Annotated in this window: 14 protein-coding genes; all 14 read right to left on the minus strand. The window is 59.9% G+C overall.

What is annotated here, in order from left to right; translation table 11 throughout:
- Nucleotides 1-7: 7 nt before the first annotated feature.
- A complete protein-coding gene (locus K4A76_RS20480; RefSeq protein WP_274411041.1) occupies nt 8-508 on the minus strand; it encodes a DotD/TraH family lipoprotein in 501 nt (166 codons plus the stop codon).
- Between the two features lie 81 nt (nt 509-589).
- On the minus strand, nt 590-1,114 hold the full coding sequence (locus tag K4A76_RS20485) for a transglycosylase SLT domain-containing protein (protein ID WP_110676577.1): 525 nt from the start codon (nt 1,112-1,114) through the stop codon (nt 590-592).
- Between the two features lie 2 nt (nt 1,115-1,116).
- Nucleotides 1,117-1,734 carry a hypothetical protein gene (locus tag K4A76_RS20490; protein ID WP_110676578.1) on the minus strand — a complete coding sequence of 206 codons (618 nt, stop codon included), beginning with the start codon at nt 1,732-1,734 and terminating at the stop codon, nt 1,117-1,119.
- Between the two features lie 115 nt (nt 1,735-1,849).
- Nucleotides 1,850-4,783, minus strand: a complete 2,934-nt coding sequence (locus tag K4A76_RS20495) for a TraM recognition domain-containing protein (RefSeq protein WP_274411042.1) — start codon at nt 4,781-4,783, stop codon at nt 1,850-1,852.
- Between the two features lie 10 nt (nt 4,784-4,793).
- Nucleotides 4,794-7,856, minus strand: a complete 3,063-nt coding sequence (locus K4A76_RS20500; RefSeq protein WP_110676580.1) for a type IV secretion protein DotO — start codon at nt 7,854-7,856, stop codon at nt 4,794-4,796.
- A 63-nt stretch (nt 7,857-7,919) separates the two neighbouring features.
- Nucleotides 7,920-8,627, minus strand: a complete 708-nt coding sequence (locus tag K4A76_RS20505) for an HNH endonuclease (protein WP_274411043.1) — start codon at nt 8,625-8,627, stop codon at nt 7,920-7,922.
- Nucleotides 8,628-8,737: 110 nt separating this feature from the next.
- Nucleotides 8,738-9,118, minus strand: a complete 381-nt coding sequence (locus K4A76_RS20510) for a hypothetical protein (RefSeq protein WP_110676582.1) — start codon at nt 9,116-9,118, stop codon at nt 8,738-8,740.
- Between the two features lie 37 nt (nt 9,119-9,155).
- The gene (locus K4A76_RS20515) at nt 9,156-9,740 is read right to left on the minus strand and encodes a type IV secretion protein DotIE (protein ID WP_110676583.1); all 585 of its coding nucleotides are present in this window, start codon (nt 9,738-9,740) and stop codon (nt 9,156-9,158) included.
- A gap of 14 nt (nt 9,741-9,754) precedes the next feature.
- Nucleotides 9,755-10,378, minus strand: a complete 624-nt coding sequence (locus tag K4A76_RS20520) for a hypothetical protein (RefSeq protein WP_274411044.1) — start codon at nt 10,376-10,378, stop codon at nt 9,755-9,757.
- Nucleotides 10,379-10,388: 10 nt separating this feature from the next.
- Nucleotides 10,389-11,819: a DotG/IcmE/VirB10 family protein gene (locus tag K4A76_RS20525; protein ID WP_110676585.1), complete on the minus strand. Its 1,431-nt coding sequence runs from the start codon at nt 11,817-11,819 to the stop codon at nt 10,389-10,391.
- Entirely contained in the window at nt 11,816-12,829 is a 1,014-nt protein-coding gene (locus tag K4A76_RS20530; RefSeq protein ID WP_274411045.1) for a DotH/IcmK family type IV secretion protein, read from the minus strand. The genes K4A76_RS20525 and K4A76_RS20530 overlap by 4 nt, the downstream gene beginning before the upstream one ends.
- A 2-nt stretch (nt 12,830-12,831) precedes the next feature.
- The gene (locus K4A76_RS20535) at nt 12,832-13,596 is read right to left on the minus strand and encodes a DotI/IcmL family type IV secretion protein (protein WP_110676587.1); all 765 of its coding nucleotides are present in this window, start codon (nt 13,594-13,596) and stop codon (nt 12,832-12,834) included.
- A complete protein-coding gene (locus K4A76_RS20540) occupies nt 13,586-13,852 on the minus strand; it encodes a hypothetical protein (RefSeq protein ID WP_274411046.1) in 267 nt (88 codons plus the stop codon). Before K4A76_RS20540 ends, K4A76_RS20535 begins: the two co-directional genes overlap by 11 nt.
- A gap of 729 nt (nt 13,853-14,581) precedes the next feature.
- Nucleotides 14,582-15,973, minus strand: coding sequence for a GABA permease (gene gabP, locus K4A76_RS20545; RefSeq protein WP_054882033.1), 1,392 nt, complete (start codon nt 15,971-15,973; stop codon nt 14,582-14,584).
- Between the last annotated feature and the right edge of the window lie 163 nt (nt 15,974-16,136).

A 16,136-nucleotide genomic window follows, 5' to 3' on the forward strand; every position in this document is an offset into this window, starting at 1 on the left:
GCCATGCTCAGCCCCTCCCCAACGCCAGTGGCACTGGCTTGTAGATCAGGCGCAGCGTATTGGTGCTCTTGTCCAGCACCACGTCGGCGCCGGTGTCGATCTGTGCCCCCACGTCCTTGAGCACGTTGATCGGCGTGGCTTTGCGCACCCATACATTGATGGGTTTGAGGTCCACGCGCTTGCCGCTTTCGACATAGGCATAGCCATAGCGGCTGGCGAATGTCTGCAGCAGCTCCTGGGGCTTGCCGATGAAATCGATATCAACCTGGTCAGTGTCGACTGCAGCCTGCCGCGAAGCCACTCGCACGCGGTCGGCGTTCAGCCGCGAAACGTAAGCATGCTGAGAGTTGACCGCGACCGACACCTTGTCTGCGATGATCCGGCTGGCGAATGCCTCGGTGTCCTCGGTAGTAGGCTTGGCAGAACTTGCGCAACCACCCAGCGCCACCATCGCCAGCAGTACACCGCCAGCTTTGAAGGCGCGTGCACCGATGAGTATTCCTTTCATGTAAAAACTCCTGAAGTTGTCTTGTTCATCGACCGGGGGCAACGGGTGCCCGGATGCATCGGCACCCTGTGGCGGCCGACCTTACTGGTAGCTCACCACCAGACGTGCGTTGCGCTGTCGTTCCAGGTACTTGCCCCATTTGACCGCCAGCGGGATCAGGTCCTTCTTGTAGATGTCGTTGAATTTGCGGGTTCGCGAGTGATAGTTGGCAGCTCGCGTCCAGAAGTCCTGGCCGTTGTTCTCGTCGAGCTTCTGGCGCAATAGCCAGGCCGCCAGTTCGGCGTTGTAACAACCGCGCCAGGCAACATCAGACTTGGTGATCGCCGGGTACGAAGCGAACACGCCTTTCGGGCCCCAGTGGGTGGTATTGATCTGGAAGTGGCCGAGGTCGAAGGTGCCGTTGCGGTTCGACACGCTCTGGCCGTTCTTGCCGCTTTCCTTGCTCGAGATGGCCAGCAGCACGTTGGCCGGCACACCCTGGCGCTGGGCCGCCTGGACGACACAGGCGATATCGGCCGGGCGCACGGCGTAAAAGTCATCTGCCCCTGCCTGCACAGTGCCGCACACAAGCAGAGCAAACAGCCACCGGTATCGATTATGCGCCATGGTCAGATGATCCATTTCTGGTGCTGAAACCAGAACCAGAAAGCGCCCTCGACAAACAGCTGGCCGCTCGACACCTGCCAACTGCGGTAGGACTTCTTCATACCGAAGATCCACAGCGCGAAGCCGATCGACAACCAGTTGAGGGCAATCAGAATGCCCGCACCGCTGGCCAGCATGTAGATGAACCCGGCAGCGGCAATGACGCTGGCAATGAAAAACGCCCTGGAGTGCAACTGATGGCTCCGGGCAATGCGGTCGATCTCGTCGCGCTCGATGCTGGTCAGCTGCGCCTTAACGCGCTCGTTGCGGTAGCGGGCAGCATGCGCCTTGACCTGCTTGACATCATCCTCTTCGAGCAAAGCGAAGTCGCAGTTGTTGCAGCCCCAACGGTGCAGCACGCGCATCTTGCCTTTGGGTACCTGCTCGAACGCTTGCGGGTCATCCTCCGCCTTTAGCAGCACGCCCCGCTCGCACTCCGGGCAAGCAGGGCTGAAGCTGGAACGCCAGAGTGCCTTGATGTGCTGGTTGCCCATGCGCAGTTGGTTCACCCCCAGCGCCGCCATGGGCATGGTGACAAACGCGAACTTCGCGGCCTTCTTCCCTGAACTGAACAACCCCATCGCCTCACCCTAGCATGCAAACATTCTGATTTCTGATTATCTGTGAGATATCTATCGTCGTCAATTTATGACAAACAATAATGCCCACTCCGGCCGCTGATCACGTTGCCTGCAACTAGTCCTGGGGTCGCTCCTTCATCAGCACGCGGCACTGTTCCTGCAGCTCATCAAGCCGCTCCCGCATCCCTGCCACGCTTTGGGCTGCAGGTTCGGGCGCTACGTTGTAAGCGGTTTGCCGGGCAATCTCTGCACAAGCCTGCTCGATACGTTCTTGCGCCGCCCATTTATCCGAAAGCGAGGCAAAGCCCCCGCCGCTTGCCATCAGCTGCATGTCGAGCATCTGCTGCGGCAAGGCAATGGCCAGTTCGCGCGCCCATTCATCGTCTAGCGCCTGCTCGTCAACTACCGCTACCGCTGGCGCCACCGGGGGCACTGCCAGCTGGTCCGCGACCGCCAGGATGCAGGCCTGGATGGCTTCCGGGCCCAGGGGGTCAAGCTGCGGGGCTGGGCCCGTAGCCGCAGGCAACTGCTCGGGGGCCTTGGGCTGAGGTGGCTCTATCAGTGGGGCGCTGGGTGCCGACTGTTTGAGGTCACCGGACAAATACGCGCCAAGCACGCCGAACGAAGTCTCCTGGCGGCCGAGCAAGGGCCGGTCCGGGTCGGCATAGTTGTGCTCGAAAACACTGTGCATGCGGGCGAAGGTAGGGTCACCTTTGACGACAGCGCGTACTCTGCTGGCGAAGGAACCATCCTTCAGACTGTCGACGAATGCCTGGCGCGACTGCCGGTTCTGCGGCAGGTCCGACGGTTCGGGCGGCTCGACCGGGATGAAATCGTTGATGCGCATTTCCTTGGGTGCCGGCCCGGCCGTGTAGAAGCCCAGGCCGCGGATAAGCGCCACGCCACCCGTCTTGCCATTCTGCGCTTTCTTGCCAATCAGGAAGGTGAACTCGCCGTTCTCCTGCATGGCCACGTCATCGTAGTTCAAGCGGCTGCGTTGCTCGATGGCGATATTGTCCGATTGCCGCAACTTTTCATTGCCTGCTGTGCGTTCGAAACTGCCCAGCATGGCCTGCGCGGATTCCGCTGCGGCGCCCTGCACGCGCCGCCAGGTTTCCGACTCAGTGCCCGAGGTCAGGCGGCCGACAGCGCGAATGTTGGTGTTCTCCCAGGTGGCGTCCGCCTCTTCGGCACTGGACTTCTTCAACGAGGAGAAATCCTGTGCAGCAAAGGTCACACTGAAGCCAAGGCTGCGCGCCTGGGCCGGGGCAACGGCGAACCCGACTACAGCGTAATAGCCGTATTCGTCCAGGATGGTGTAGAAGGGGAACTTCGAGCCGGTTGGCCGGCTGTCGATAATCTCGCGCACTACGCCCTCGACCCGGTTACCCAGGCAACCGGCCATCATCTGCTTGATGCTGCCGACGATCATCTTGCCAAGCATGCGCATGCTGTCCGGGGCGCGCTCCAGCGCCGGCAGCAGTACCACCAGCAAGCGGCGGTTGATCACCACATCGTAGAAGTCCACGTCGCCGACGCGGGTCTTGAAGATATGGCCGTAATTGAATGTCAGGTCATTGAAGATCCGCCCCAGCTGCATGACGATGTAGCCGTGCTGCTCCAGGGTCTTGGTCTCCTGCTTCTTGAACTTTGCCTTCTGATAACCGGGCAATGTCAGCAGGTAGGAGCGCAGTGGCGCCACGATCACGTCGAACATCTCGCCGTATTTCCCGCCATGCTCCCACACCAGGTCCTCGATAACGTTCAGCTCGAAATATTCCAGGTACTTTTCCGGCGACAGGTTGATGAAACCCTTGTCGCGCAGGTAGGTCAGCGGCCGCGTCAGCGCCGCCACGAACATGATTGCCCGCCCCTTCCACATGTCACCGCCGCCACCGGAGTCATCCATCAGCGAGACGATCAGCTCGATCAACATGCCAGATGAGGTATTGCCCATCATGTTCATGTTGTTGGTGACCTTGTCGACCTGCTTCTCGACGAAGTCGCGCCCCGAGGTGATGAAGTTGATGATCAGCAGGTCATCTTCGCGGCCCAGGTAGCGCGAAAGGCGGAAAATCTCTTTCTGCAGCTTGGGGTCGCCCTTGCCATCGACGTAGATGAAGCCGGTGTTCTGCACCAGGGCGTTGAACACGATACCCAGCAGCAGCTCGGTATTGTGGGTCACCAGGCTGTCGTCGGTGATGTACAGGTGGTGCGGGTGATCAATCTCGATACACTGGCACGGCGCGCGGCCCGCAGCGGTCACTTTCCAGACCTCGGCCCAGCCATTGAACTTGGCAGAACCGCGCTTTTTGCGCACCTTGGGCAGCATCACCACAACGCCACGCGCCATCAACTCACGGATGCCGTCGGTGGTCAGGGTGTGCGCCTCTTCACTTCCATCCTGCCCGCGAGCAAGGACCCGCCACAGGTGATCGCCCGTGGCTTGCGCCCGCCGCCCATCGCGCGTGGCAACGGTCCAGATCGGCTGAACACCCTGTTCGATCACCCGCAGCACCGCAGCCTGCTTTCCATCGGGGGTGCACACACTGTCACCGACCCGGATACGGCCCATCTCGACCCAGCCGGCTGGCGTCAGCACCTTGGCATGCTTGGGCTGCGGCTTGCCCGAGCCGGTGGTTCCCAGCACCAGTTGGTGGGTGCGCAGGTCACTGTCGCCGGCGTAGATCTGCTCTTTGCTTTCCAGGTCGTTACCGAAGAGGGTCACGCCTTCGCCTTTCTTCTTGCCCTTGTACGAGCCGTCATTGACGTTCGCCAACTTGGGCACACGGTAAGGGAAGTCGAAAGTGCGATGGTCGACGTCAACGAACTTGCGCTTGAACGCCCAGGCCAGCAGTAACAGCAGCTCACCGGAGAACGGGACCTTGATCAACACCAGCGCCAGCACCGGCAGCGCGAACGTTCCGAAAACCGCACCATCGGCCGACTGGAAGAAATCACTGAAGCGCTGCCCGGCCAGGCGAGTGTCCTTGCGCCGGCGGCTGCTGTTGATTTCATGCTGACGGGATGCGCCCTTGTACTGAGCCATCTGTCACTCCCTACACTACGTCTTCGAATGCACTGGCGCTGATGTAGTCAGCTACCAGGTCCTTGGCGATCCGCGCAATCACCGACTGCTCCATGTCGTCATCGACGAACTCGACGTCCTTGAACGTCTCGCGCTTCAACCGCTCGACCATGTCCTTGCACCCCCCGGACGGAAAACGCCGGGCCAGCAGCGCCAGGGCGTCGGGGCGCGGCATGTGCTCGTAGAGCATGGTCCGCAGCTTGCGGTCCTCGGCGGTGGTCGTCAGTGCCCACAGGCGCATCGGCCCGGCCGACATGGTGAACAGCTGGCTGTAGGTGGCGTTCTTGGTTTCGAAGCGGGCCAGGAAGGTACAGCCGTGCTTGTTCGCACCGTGCACGAAATTGACCAACGCATGCTCCTCGGTGTCGGAAAGGCCGATGTTCTTGCGCAGCCAGTCACGGGTTTCCTTGGTGCCCGAATCGAGGATGAAGGTGGCCGTGGCGATCTTGGTCAGCGGGCCGAAGTCTTCCATCAACTGCGAAGCCAGGATGATCTCCATGTTCCACTTGCGCGCCTCACGGCCATCGGTCTGCATCTGCTCTTGCAGACCCACATGGCCACCGGTCTTGTGGAACTCGTCCATGCACATGACCTTGTATTCGTCCACCAGGTCGGCCACGAGGCGCTCGTAGAACGGCAAGTATTTCTCGGTGAAAAACGGGAAGTCCTCCTTCGAGAAGGCCACCTTCTTCATGAAGCACTGGCGCGCGATCATGTACATCAACGCGGTCTGTTTCTTGGCCGAGGCAGAGCCCTGCAGGGCCACGTCCTGCAGGTCCAGCGCCACGATGCGGGCACTGCCGACATCGAAGCGGGTATGGTCGGCAAACACCGGGAAATCGCCTACCGCCTCGCGAATACCCAGGATGAAAGCATCGACAAGGCTGCGCCCGACCTCACCAGAGCCTTCGTACTCGGCGCGCACCTCTTCGGTTGAAGCAACCGCGACCAGGTCGTTGAGGGTGGGAACCGCGTAGCGCTGGGTAACTTCCGCCTCATACACCATGCCTGCATCGAACATTGCATCGACCAGCTCCCAGTAGGTAGTGGCTGGCAGAATGCGCAAACCCAGCTTCGCCACGGCATCGTCGACCACGTCATTGTGCCCAGGCTTGTAGGTTTCCGGGCTGGCCCGCTCGATCTTGTCATCCTTGCGCCGGTACGCCAGATCGACCATGCGGCCGACGAAGTTGCTCATGCCTTCATAGGGCTTTTCACGTTCAGGCGGGGTAACCAGGATGGTCAGGAAGTTCTTGTTGAACTCGCGATCCTTTGGGAGCGGGTAACGTTGGCCCAACGGAGTGTCCAAGGGGTTGATGCAGTCCTTGCGGGCATTCTGCAAACGTTTGTACACCACCAGGTGGTGCAGCCGCTGTGGCAGGTTATCGCGCACCAGGTCGCAGAAACCGGACGAAGAAATACCGATATCGGTGATGCCGATGTAGGGCAACCCGGTCAGCCCTGGCATCAGGCACGACTCGAAGTGGTTGTTGTTCATCAGCACCGACTTGCCCGAACCGGGCTTGCCGGCGATCAGGGTGATCCACGTGGTCTGTTGCGATGAAAAGCGCTGGTACTTGAGGATTTTGCCATCCAGGCTGCGATAGATCGTCGAACCTTCCTGGAACGGCGAGGCCGGCCGCGTCAGCGGCAGCATGGCCACCGCATCGCCCAGCGGCGCGGCGGCCGGGTCGCCGAGGTGCTTGGTGGTCAGGGCCAGGCAGTTGGACTGAAATGCCTGCATCGGGTTGCCGGTTCGCTCGATGAACACGGGCTGCCCCCAGGCTTCCAGGGTGCGCCAGAGCTTGGACTTGCGCAGGGCCAGTTCCTTCACGCCCTTCTCGTCCGGACTGGCCCAGGTCATCGCCGCCACTTGCAGCTTGACCATGCACTCACCATCACGCACCCGCTCGCGCAGCTCCTTGGTGGCAAGGTTGATGTTGCGGTTCTGTTCGGAGGTAACCGACAGCAACTGGGCGAACAGACTCTTCCAGGCCAGCACACTCATGCCGTCGGAAGACAGCATGAACGACACCGAGTACGGCAACGCGCGTGACACACCGTTTTCCTGGGTTTCAGCGCGGTTCAAGCTGTTGAACAAAGTGTTGAAGTATTGCGGCTCCGCTGGCGGAATCGACATGAGCAAGGGTGCGTACACACGCGAGCCGACCCGCACACTGGTCGGGTCTGGCAACAGGCTGGTGCGCTCGCCGCTCCCGATTTCAGCTGAAGTCACCATGATCTGGCTAGGCAGCGTAGGGTACATGAACTCGGACATGTCGCCGCTTCGCCCACTGGTCTTCCAACGCATGGGGATGGCACTGCCAGGGATATAAGGCTTCCAGGTACGCGGGGTGATGTCTGGGTTCACCTTGGCGCGGATGGCGCGAATGGCTTCGCTGACATCCAGTATATCCGCCGAGCAACCGAACTCGGGGGACGTCAGGTCTTCGGAGATCTTGGTGACGAAGGAAAGGTGGCGGTCCTTGAGATAGGAAATCGGCCGCAGCAGGTTCTGCGCCTCCGCGGTGGCCGGCCACTGCGACTGTTTCCTGAATTCGTTCAATGCCTCGCGCGCCATCGACCTTTCGGTCTGATCAAGCAGCGCAGGCCGCGACCAGAACACCAGGTAGCACTCTTCGTCATACACATACTGGGCGTACTTGCTCACCCCTTCGTTGATCAGGTGCCGCACGTTGAGATTCAGCCGCTCGGCGGTGGCTGCCTGCTGCAGCGCGTTCTGCTCCAGCGGCGCGGTGGCATCCAGGTCCCGGCTGAAGACAATTTGCAGGTGATGGCCGCGCACCTTGAAGTACACCGAGAGCGACGCTTCCAACAGGCTGACCAGGCGCTCGAACTGCTCGCGCCCGAGCACGCTCTTGGTGCCATTGAAGCGCACGATGGATGCCAACGAACCGTCGTTGGCGACGATGGCCTGCCCACCATCAACGGTTTCCAGGTCGCAATAGTCCTGTACGTCAGCCTTGAGCTGACTCAGCACTGTCAGGATCACCGCCTCGAGTTTGTTAAACATTTCCTTGTTCTCCCTTGCCAACGCTCTCAACGGCGAGACTGAGCAGTTGCTGGTGCAGCTGCATCAAACAAAATTCTTCAGTAACTGGCCGCTCAATACCGACCAGTTATCGGGTAGGAACAGCGAGCGGTTATGGGCCGCATAATATTCAAGTTGGCCATCTTTGAAGGCGTTCTTGGTGGGAAACAGCCGCAGGGGCGCCAGCCATTGGGCGCGCCTGGCATAATCTTCATCGCTGACCAGTTGTTTGCTCGCGAGTGTTTCCGCGACACTCAGCACGGTAACGACTTCGCCACCAAATATTGCTTTGAGCGTGTCATTGCCACGAAACTTGAAAGCCGCCAGCAGGCTGGCAAACTTCTCATTGACCGCAACGTTATCCAGTAATTCGTTCACGTAGATACAGCGGGCAATATGGTTGATCTCGGTTTGCGTCATCTCCTGGACGGCGACGAAAAAACCGGTGTCATTCATGGCGCAGGCGCCGAGGTGATGAACCTGACGGCACAGGTTGCAGGCCGTCACCAGGTTTTCCTTGGTGCAGTTATCGGGGTTGCCATCCAGGGCATGAAGCTCCTGATACTTGGCAGACTTGAACCCGCAGTAGCGACAAGTGTAGTTGTCGCGCTGCCACACCGAAGTGCGAAGCTTGCTGTACTCGGCGCTGAACAGTTTGCGTTGGTCATCATCAGAGCGCCACAGCGGCCGGCGCACACCAAAGACTGGTTGATTGGCCGTTCGGCAGAGATAACCACCCGACAGGGTGGGCACCGTGTGCTCCCCCCGCGCAGAAGCGTTTGTTTGGCTCACGTCCGAATACCCCCGAAACTGTGCTTGAAATGCGGGGCTTTGCGCCCCGCCTTGGAGTCAACGACGCAGGTTCAGTTGACCAGCGTGTTGCGCATGATCCACATCACAGTACCGACACCCGCCATCAGGCCGCCGATGAACAGGCCGACAATGGCCGACATCGGCTTCTCACGCTCATCTTTGGAGGCTTTCCACAGGGTGTACAGGGAGATGGCGACCACCACGAAACCCCCTACCGAAACCAGCGAGATCAGCAGCGTGGCGCCGCCCTGAGCAGTGTCATCGATGTTGGTCATGACGTCGCTAGCGGTTTTGCCGCCAGACTTGTCCTGGGTCAGGTCGGTTTTGTCGATGGCAAACGCCGAGGGCGCCGCCAGAGCACCGATCACAGCGGTGGTTGCACGAACTTTGGCCGAATCGTACGCAGCTTTCAGAGTTTTGAGTGCTTTCATGAGTGACGCTCCTTGTATTTCATATTTCAAAAAGCCGTTACGACCACGGCGTGAATAGGCCAACCAGATTGAATCCGATTGTGTTGTTGAGTACATCGCTAAACCACTTGAAGTTCCACGCCAGCACACCCCCGATAATCCAACCAAAGGCAGTACCGAGGCCGGCTTGAGTTTGGTTGTTGTAATAACCGTTTATCGTCAACCACCCTTTCACCATGGCGATGAAACCAACAACCTGCATAATGCCGAGCAGTGCCAACGTCGCCAGCTGTGCCTGCTCTTGCAATGTGGTGCCGGTCGAGGAATACGACAACATGCGCGAGTTTGCATAATCCCCGGTCAGGGTGCGCGACATGATGCCCATCCATTCCAGCGTACCGATCGCCAGCAAGATAGAGCCGATCACTAACTGCACACAGGCAGAGCCGATAGAAAAGCGCTGTCGCCCGGCCACATATTTCAATGCATTGTCATGGGTAACGCCCCATAACTCGATCAACGCCGCGCCGGTCAGATAGAGACCGATGAGCACGGCAATTCCCTGGCACATCATGATCGCCGTCGGGATGACTTTCCCGACATTGACCATTACATCCACTAGATCGGCAAATCCGGCTGCCATGACAACGTTCCTGTTTAAAGAGCGGGTGAAGTAACGACGATGCCGCTGTCGCGATCGACCGCCAGTACTTTCAGTTCACGCTGGGCCGGCGGCAACGGGTCTCCGGCCTTGACGCTGTCTTCACCTTCGCCGTGCTTGACCCAGGCCCGGTGCCCAACCACCGCCTGCACCTTGTAACCCGTGGATTGGGGGATCGGGTGCGCACGTTTGGCATAACTTTGTGCGGCAGCTGGCGCCGGCTCCCTGCGCGGGGGCTTGATCACCTCGACATGCTGGCGGCTGTTCTCGTACGCCCCCATCCGTTGCTGCAGGCTCGACAGGGTGGTATCCAGGGCTTTGATCTGGCTCAGCAACAGCTGGGTATTGCGCTGCGACTCCTCACGGACGATCTTCAGCTGCTTTTCGCTGTTTTCCTGAGCCTGCAGCGCCGCCTGGGCCTGCTCACGGGACTTGGCCAGCTCAATGCTCAGCACATCCATGCGTGCCGGCTGCGCCATTTGTGCCTGGCTCTGCGTCACGCGCTTGGCCTTTGCCGCGGGCGAGGAAGTCGCCTTGATCACGACCACGGCGAGCACGATGAGCGCCAGGAAGCTGCCGGCGAAAACGCCGATGAGTTTTCCGAACGACCAGTTCTTCATGTCGAACTCCTTATCGAGATTGATCGTGAACGTCTTGCAGGAAGAACAGGCCAAAGCCTTTGTTCGCAGGCGTTGCATAGGTGGCTGGGCGGTTGAAGCCACGGCGCACTTCCGAAGCGATCGCGGTGCCCATTTCCCCCACCGACGAGCCGATCACCTGCTTGGTCGAAGGCTCGGTAGTGGTCTGTGCCACCACACCACTCGGGCTGATGACCGTGGTTCCCGCCGTCTGCTGATAAGCCCGCCCATAGCCCGACAGCAGCGAAGCCGCCCCCAGGGCGAAGTAGCGCTCCATGGTGTGGTGATCCTTGGTTTCGGCAATGCCCTGCTTGGCATCATCCTCACGCAGTGCCACAGCGCTGATGCGCATCGTCGGGCGAGGGTCGTTCACCGGCGGCGCGAGGATGGTGAACTTGACGCGGATGTTGTCCGGGGCCTGCTCGATCTTGCCGATCAGCTTCGAGCCATTCCACTTGCCACCGCGAATGGTGGCCAGTACATCGCCGCCATCATCGGTGTTGATCTCGGAGTCCAGCGTGGCATACATGATGGTGCCGGTCTTGATCAGCATGGTCCGGTCGGTGTCACCCACAGCCTCAATGGCATTGGGATCCTTGTCGTCCTTGGTGGCGCGTGCCGCAGTGGCCATAGCACTGCTGGCGGGGCGTTCGACCGGGTAGTAGCTGACGGTGCTGAAGCTGCTTTTCTCCGCGAAGCCTTTAGCGCTCTCCGATTCGCCCATCAACTGCTTGATCGACTTCAGCGTTTCGCTTTTCAGCTCACTGACATATTGGTCGCGTTGCTCCTCGGCTTTTTTCAGCTCCTCTTCCAGACGCCTGCGTTCCTGCTCAAGCGCCTGAGCGTTGGCTGCCCCGGGCTGCTGCGCAACTTGCAGGGTTTGACGCGGCGGTTGGCCAGCACCGATGTAAATCTCGGGCTGCTGCTGGCTGCCATCAACGTACGGCTGCCCTGGGACATTGAACTGAGCACTCTGGCCACGGGCAGCGTCCCTGCCCGTGGACTGCACGATGTTGGGGTCGAAGCCAGGCTGGTATGACATCCCGCGTTCGGCTGCCTGCTCGGCCTCCAGCGAGCTGCGCTGCGCACGGCGCTCTGCTTCGGTCGCGGAGATAGGGTCGATCGAGACTTCGGGTTGCGGCGCATTCGGCACGTCCACCGTGGACGCCTTGCCAGTGGGCGCGCTTTTCGAAGACATGCCGTTGTAAGCCAGGGCGCCTAACGCGAGCACGACCAACCCGGCAGCAATCAGCGAGACCTTGCCAACACCAGAACCGAACACCGCCTGCAGGTTGCGCCGCATCTCATCTGACTTGCGTGCCTTGTTCCCCTGCTCGCCGGCTTCCCCGTGGCGCTCGGCGACCAAGTGCTCGTCCTCTTCATCGAAGCCAGAGTCGTTCGGCGGCATGTTGTTATCACTCATTGCAGATTCCCTTGCTCGATGAAGACGGTTACGGCCTGCCCGCCAGTCGTGAACGTGACACTGTTCTGCAGCCCTGCGTAGCGATACACCGCCACACCGGTGGTGCTCCGCGCAGCGTTGGTGTAAGCCGGGTATTGCGCGTCAGCCTTGGCTTTCACGTACATGTTCGGGCCATAACTCCAGGCTTCCACGCCTTCCAGGCCGGTCACTTTCAGGCGGTTGGCCTCTTTCGGCGGAACGCCATCCAGGAAGTAAGTCAGCGCTTCGTCAATCGACGGCATGCGCAGCATTGCCACACTCGCTGCCGCGTCCGGGTTGCGGCCCGGTACCTTGGCATCGACCCGCATGTCCACTTCTTCCTGCCCGGCAGCGAGGATGAGGATGATCGGTGTTGCCAGGCCACGCAGGGTCACGGTGACATTGCCATAGGCCGCTGCAGTGGCAGGGTCCAGGGTCAGGATGTTGGTCGGCGCGGCTGTGCCGTTCTGACCGCCCTGCGCGCCCTGCTCGCGACCGTCACTGAACAGTTCGCGGTTGATCGACACGTTCTGGATCATCCATGGCTGACCGGCATAGTCGGAGAACACGATCGACGACTGCTGGCCCTTGCTCAGGCGCACGATAGGTGGCGACACGCCTGGATCTAGGTTCAGCGCAAGTGTGCGAGTCACCGGTTTGGGCGGGCTGACATAGGCCGTGGCCTTCTGCTTTTCCCGTTCCAGCCACAGCTGCTTGATCAACTCGACTTGCGACGATGTCAGTTGCGAGTCGTGCACGTCGTTGACGGTGTCGCTGATGACATCCTCCGGGCGCGGATAGACCACTTGAGCCGCACTGGACACTTGCCGGCCAAGACCATTCATCGGCGGCTGGGGGGGAGCCTCGCTGCCCTGTGCGGCGCCGACCTGCCCTGGGCCACCCTCGGGGGTCGGCGCAACCTGCGCCTCGTCGGCAAAAGCAGGCAAAGCGATAGCGCTCGCAAGCAACGATGCGATCAGATGCTTCTTCATGGTCACTTCCTTGAGGTGTACGGCGACAGCTGAACAGAATCGACGGCAATGCCTTTGGTGTTGGTGGCCGAGGCGGGGATCTGGACGATGGTCACGGCGGCGAGGAAGTCCTGGCGCGAACGCGGTTGCTGGTCGCCGCCTACATAGAACTCGATGGCAATCGGGACCTGCACCAGCCAGTAATTCTGCCCAGTGGCCAGGACACCGGCCTCTTCGACCTGAGCAACCTGGGTCGCCATGGCGCGCAGAATCATCCGGCCCTTGAGCACGCGCTCCAGGTTGCCGGAGTCATCCAGCGTTTTGAGGAAGGCCTTGCGCCCCTCGTCGGTGTACCAGCGGGCACCCGCAGCATTGAGGTTGGAACGGTAGTTCACATAGTCGTAGGAATACGAATTGACCACCGCATCCTTGGCGTACTCAGCCAACGTTGCCGGGGTCACCCGCGGGTTGCTTTCGGTCGAGACTTCACAGATTGCGTGGTTATCGGTGGTGGGGATCCAGCGGTACTTCGGGTACCAGAACACCACCGCAGCGATGGTTACCCCAAACACGCAGGTCAGCGCCAACAGTTGCCCCCACACGCGCTTGTTGCGACGTTTGAGGTCAAGGCATTCGAGCTGCAGGCGCTTCACTTCACGGACAGTGGCTGCGGCTTCACCAGGCGTTTCATCCAGCGCCAGTTCCAGCAGCTTGTCTTCGTCGGTGCCCTGCCGAGCCTCCTGCGCTTCACCACCAGGGGTTCCGTGTTGGGTTTCCTTACTCGACATTGCGGATTTCCCCTGTCGTTCCGTCGTAAATGCAAATCGAGTCGGTTCCGTCATAGAACACGACATTTTCAAAATTGGTTTGCGTCACCAGCCAGATGGCAGCGACCGCAACAAACGGCAGCAGCCCTATGCACGCCCACTCGCCAACGTTCAGCAATACACCCAGCAAACGGTTGTACCGCCGCAATGCTCGAACATCCACATCCGCGCCTGCACCGCTGCCCCATGACGTGTTCATAGCCCCCAGATCATCCATATCTTGCTCCATGCGGCGGCATTTTCATCCAAAACTTAGAAAGCTGCAACAGCGAAATTTTGACAGATTGGGATAATAGCTGCAATGTGCGACGCATTTTGACACGCAGGTGACTGCCCCTTTGACACCTAAATAGCTAAGCGAAGGCCGGCATGAAGGCCTAGCCACACTAAAGCAACACGATAACTCGCTCAAAATACCCAATAAAAACAGGCTATTAGGTGCCACACGGCAGAGCTGGCCTATGCGAAAGCTACCCGTCAAGCGGAATTCGAAAAATAGAGCAAAGGCGATAATTTTGATGCTTAGCCCCCCCTCATAGCAGCCCTATACCGGGGCGAATCGAAGGTGCCAGAACCGGCTAGCAAAAAGCCTTGAATGCCTTGTAATTCGTGGCTTTGATCAGTATTTGGCTAAGTACGCAGAACGGTTGACGCCGAAACGTTCAAACGTGGGTTTGGTGGGAAAAAACAGGCCAAAAAGGCGCAGAATGGAGGGGCAGCGCCTAGGTGAGATGCGTAAAATACGTTTTTTAACTTTATGCACAATTTTCCGTGATAGCGGCTTTTTGATATCACATTGCCATCACCCTGTGCAGTCACTTGCCACCGGCTTCACTCGAGCACCCTGATCGGGGCGCAGCGCATCAAGCGGCGGCTTTGCCCCAGCGCAAAAAACAAAAGGCACCTATCCATAGGTGCCTTTTGCCTTGACCCCGGGTGAACCCACTCACCCCATCGACCGCGCCCCTACCGGTTGCGCATGGCCCCGCGAAGTCACGATGCCCAGGAAGGAGATCACAATCGCCAGCCCCAATGTGGAGCTCACCTCTGCGCGGTGCTCAGGCGTGTACATCATGACCGCCAGCGCCCCGCCAATGAAAATGATCACCGCCCAGGTCAGGTACGGGAACAGCCACATGCGGAACTTCAGCTCGGTGTTCTCCCGCTCCAGGCGGCGGCGCATGCGCAGCTGCGAGATGGCAATGACCATGTACACCAGCAAGGCAATGGCGCCAGAGCTGGCCAGCAGGAACTCGAACACACCCTTGGGCGCAAAGTAGTTGAGGATGGCGATGGCGGCCCCGATCAGAGTACTGCCAAACACCGCCGCACGCGGCACGCCAACCTTGGAGGTCTTGTTCAGGAAGGCCGGGGCGTCACCGCGCTTGGCCAGCGAGTACATCATCCGCGATGCGATGTAGATCGACGAATTCATGCAACTGGTTACCGCCACCAGCACCACCAGGTCGACCATCAATGCCGCGTTGGGGATGTTCATGATCTCCAGCGCACGTTGATACGAGCCCACCACCGCCAGCTGCGGATCGTTCCACGGCACCACCGAGATGATCACGAAGATCGAGAGGATATAGAAGGTACTGATGCGCCAGATCACCGAGCGGGTAGCCTTGGCGATGTTGCGCGAAGGGTCGCTGGACTCGGAAGCCGCAATGGTCACGGCTTCGGTGCCGATGAAGCTGAACATCACGGTAATGAACGCCCCGACCACAGCCGACCAGCCATTGGGCGCAAAACCGCCGTAGTCAGCCATCAGCCCGCTCAGGCCGCTGACTTCGCGGTTGGGCAGCCAGCCCATCAGCGCGGCAAAGCCCAGGCCGATGAAACCGAGAATGGCCGTGACCTTGAGGATGGCGAACCAGAACTCGAACTCGCCGTACTTGGCCACGCTGAACAAGTTGGTGCCGGCCAGCAACAGCACCGAGGCCAAGGCGAAGATCCAGCTGTCCACCTGGGGGAACCAGGCGTTCAGCACATGCCCGGCGGCCAGCGCCTCGATCGGAATGACCAGTACCCAGAACCACCAGTACAACCAGCCGATGGTGTAGCCGGCCCAGCGGCCGATGGCCTGGTCGGCGTAGGTGGAAAACGATCCGGTGTCAGGGTGCGCCACGGCCATTTCGCCGAGCATGCGCATGACCAGAACCACCAGGGTTCCGGCTACGAAATAGGAAATTATGGTGGCTGGGCCGGCTGCCGCAATGGCGTGGCCAGAGCCGACGAAAAGTCCGGCGCCGATGATGCCGGCGATAGACAGCATCGTTACGTGTCGTGGCTTGAAACCTTGTGCAAGGTTGCCATCAGATCCCACGGTGTTCATTGATGTTGTTCTCTTTTTGCTGACACAAGGATGGACGGGCAGGCGTAGGCGAAAATAGCTCCTTTGAGTTGGGTAGGTCGACACAATGCTCGCATGCTGTTGTTGATATTTGGCACGCGTCACAGCGCAAGGTGTCAGTGCGGTTCGGGCTTCATTTAAGCCC

The organism is Pseudomonas sp. NEEL19, from assembly GCF_028751975.1.
GTDB lineage: Bacteria > Pseudomonadota > Gammaproteobacteria > Pseudomonadales > Pseudomonadaceae > Aquipseudomonas > Aquipseudomonas juntendi.

What these genes read in the sequence shown, in the direction of transcription:
- K4A76_RS20535 (WP_110676587.1), bottom strand. Translation starts at nt 13,596, where the DNA reads ATGTCGAGTAAGGAAACCCAACACGGAACCCCTGGTGGTGAAGCGCAG.
- K4A76_RS20530 (WP_274411045.1), bottom strand. Translation starts at nt 12,829, where the DNA reads ATGAAGAAGCATCTGATCGCATCGTTGCTTGCGAGCGCTATCGCTTTG.
- K4A76_RS20490 (WP_110676578.1), bottom strand. Translation starts at nt 1,734, where the DNA reads ATGGGGTTGTTCAGTTCAGGGAAGAAGGCCGCGAAGTTCGCGTTTGTC.
- K4A76_RS20485 (WP_110676577.1), bottom strand. Translation starts at nt 1,114, where the DNA reads ATGGCGCATAATCGATACCGGTGGCTGTTTGCTCTGCTTGTGTGCGGC.
- K4A76_RS20540 (WP_274411046.1), bottom strand. Translation starts at nt 13,852, where the DNA reads ATGGATGATCTGGGGGCTATGAACACGTCATGGGGCAGCGGTGCAGGC.
- K4A76_RS20510 (WP_110676582.1), bottom strand. Translation starts at nt 9,118, where the DNA reads ATGAAAGCACTCAAAACTCTGAAAGCTGCGTACGATTCGGCCAAAGTT.
- K4A76_RS20495 (WP_274411042.1), bottom strand. Translation starts at nt 4,783, where the DNA reads ATGGCTCAGTACAAGGGCGCATCCCGTCAGCATGAAATCAACAGCAGC.
- K4A76_RS20525 (WP_110676585.1), bottom strand. Translation starts at nt 11,819, where the DNA reads ATGAGTGATAACAACATGCCGCCGAACGACTCTGGCTTCGATGAAGAG.
- gabP (WP_054882033.1), bottom strand. Translation starts at nt 15,973, where the DNA reads ATGAACACCGTGGGATCTGATGGCAACCTTGCACAAGGTTTCAAGCCA.
- K4A76_RS20480 (WP_274411041.1), bottom strand. Translation starts at nt 508, where the DNA reads ATGAAAGGAATACTCATCGGTGCACGCGCCTTCAAAGCTGGCGGTGTA.
- K4A76_RS20500 (WP_110676580.1), bottom strand. Translation starts at nt 7,856, where the DNA reads ATGTTTAACAAACTCGAGGCGGTGATCCTGACAGTGCTGAGTCAGCTC.
- K4A76_RS20520 (WP_274411044.1), bottom strand. Translation starts at nt 10,378, where the DNA reads ATGAAGAACTGGTCGTTCGGAAAACTCATCGGCGTTTTCGCCGGCAGC.
- K4A76_RS20515 (WP_110676583.1), bottom strand. Translation starts at nt 9,740, where the DNA reads ATGGCAGCCGGATTTGCCGATCTAGTGGATGTAATGGTCAATGTCGGG.